1 protein-coding gene, 1 tRNA gene and 1 pseudogene are annotated in these 1,612 nt (G+C 25.4%); 1 reads left to right on the forward strand and 2 read right to left on the reverse strand.

What is annotated here, in order from left to right:
• On the reverse strand, window positions 1-242 hold a 242-nt coding region (locus ASF10_RS24440; protein WP_206743365.1), incomplete at its 3' end, for a hypothetical protein.
• Window positions 243-1,089: 847 nt separating this feature from the next.
• On the opposite strand from ASF10_RS24440, the pseudogene ASF10_RS24530 reads away from it, so the two are divergent.
• Window positions 1,090-1,218, forward strand: a pseudogene (locus ASF10_RS24530) (proline iminopeptidase); the annotation flags it as partial.
• 298 nt (window positions 1,219-1,516) lie between these two features.
• Here ASF10_RS24530 and ASF10_RS14410 read toward each other — a convergent pair.
• Window positions 1,517-1,602 (reverse strand) — tRNA-Leu (locus tag ASF10_RS14410).
• Window positions 1,603-1,612 lie beyond the last annotated feature (10 nt).

Here is a 1,612-nt window from a genome sequence, read left to right on the forward strand (position 1 = left end):
TCAAAGTCTGAAGTGAGTCTTTTTAATAAAAAACTATAAACTGAACTTACAACGGTAAACTGTGCAAGCTCATTATTACCGGTAAGTTTATGAAAATATGTTAACCCATTAAAATTCAGATTAACAATTGGCAAGAACTCAACATCACTATTTTGATTAGATATTTTTTTTCTTTTAAAAATCTTTTTATTCCAATATTTCGAAACTAAATTAACATTACTAGAAACACTGTTCTTACTCATAAAATTTAAAATTCGTATTTTTAAAAATATAAAATTGCTGTTATTTAAAACAACTCTTTTTTTCAAAAATATTAAACGAATGAATTAATATATTACGGAGTTTTTATATAAAATTTACGGAATGTTTTAGTAAATAACTAACATCGACAATGAACAAAATACCTATTATTGGATAGGGGCTACAAATTTCGGCAAAAATAATTTCAATTAAATACATAACTAATTTTAAAAAATCGTTGTTCATGCAATCGATACCTAAACCATATTAAAAAATTTATTTAAAAATCTTAAATATCTAAAAATAAATGGTAAAGAACTAATTACTCAGAAAACATATGATGAAAAAATATTGTTATACCTCTAACAACGTTCTATAATTTCATTGTTTTTATTTCTTATCAATTCTTGATTAAACTACATTATAAATTAATATGATTCGACGTTTTCTTGTGTACGTAATAATTTCATCATCTCTTAAATCATACAAAATGTCTATAATTAGATAGTTTTTATATAATTGAGAGCTTTTTTACATCTAGAGCTATACGTCTTTTAAATTAAAATCTTGTGTAAGGCTACTAACTTTTTAGTGATACTCTCAATCTTGCAGTTTTATAATAACTACCGTTGCACATATACTAGCTGTTTCTTAAACATTATAAATAATCATATAAATCCTAAACAATTAGAATATTTTCCAAAAAGCTCCATCATAAATAACAAATTTTATATTCCATTAGCCATGATAATAATATGTAGAATTATCTATTTTGTATGTTTTTTTTGCTTACTCTTTTTATTAAACTTAAAAATATCTAAAAATAAACACATCTAATCATCAATACCGAAATTAGTCCAAAAAGGTCGTTATTTATATTGTCCAAATGGAAGTCATTTAGCAATGTGGGATGATCAGCAAGTCTTCATGAGTGGTGTAATTACTTTCATAAAAGATGTTGATAAGGAAAAAATTTAAAACACTTTACAGAAAAGAAGTATAAAAAAGTATGGTTTTCAGCTTGTAAAAAATCAAAAAAGATTATAAAATTTCAAGCTGGATCTTCTCTTTTGATTACTTATATAAAAGTTTTTTTTATAGGCTTCACCGGAAATTTAGTTTCGTAAATGATCCTATTCCTATCACTACAACAACTTAAGACCAATTGAAATTCTTATGAATAAGATTTTCAATTGGTCTTATCAAAAGATAAATGAATATATTTCAGTTATTTGCAAAAAAAACTTCAATTAGCGTTAGCCAATTGAAGTTTCAGTACTCAGAGCGGGACTTGAACCCGCACGAACATTGCTGTTCACTGGATTTTAAGTCCAGCGTGTCTACCAATTTCACCATCCGAGCATAATGTGGT

The sequence above is a fragment of the Flavobacterium sp. Leaf82 genome, from assembly GCF_001422725.1.
Taxonomy (GTDB): Bacteria; Bacteroidota; Bacteroidia; order Flavobacteriales; family Flavobacteriaceae; genus Flavobacterium.